This window comes from Shewanella sp. M16 (assembly GCF_018224605.1).
In the GTDB taxonomy this organism is placed as follows: domain Bacteria; phylum Pseudomonadota; class Gammaproteobacteria; order Enterobacterales; family Shewanellaceae; genus Shewanella; species Shewanella oncorhynchi.
This window is the reverse complement of the sequence record NZ_JAGTUL010000138.1, coordinates 1-336: the sequence shown is the minus strand read 5'-3', so window position 1 is coordinate 336 and position 336 is coordinate 1. Positions and strand designations below refer to the sequence as shown.

1 protein-coding gene is annotated in these 336 nt (G+C 54.8%); it reads right to left on the bottom strand.

The window, feature by feature from the left end:
- Positions 1–138: 138 nt before the first annotated feature.
- Positions 139–336: hypothetical protein (locus KFE26_RS23765; RefSeq protein ID WP_212601930.1), on the bottom strand; the 198-nt coding region annotated here is incomplete at its 5' end.

Below are 336 nucleotides of genomic sequence, written 5' to 3'. Positions count from 1 at the left end.
TCCCCGCAAAACGCGAAACAAGCGGCGGCTGCGCCGCCCTTTTCCGTTTATCTGACAATACCCCTTGGTGTGCTTTGAAACGTGCCTCGGCGGTTAATCTATTTACTCTGAGTGTCTATTGGCTGCTGTCGCGCTATGTCATCTAAAGACAACTGATGAACTTGGGCGTTCCCTTCGGTCGGGCTTTTCGCTTCGCTCCCCGCGATAACGTGATCCACTGATGGCAAGCAAGCTTGCCGTGGCTCTACGTTCCTGCTTGCCAATCCCTAACGCAACCACCAAACCGCCAAGCACAGTCCTACTCACTGCGCGGCAAGTGTGGCTAAGCTGGTCGTT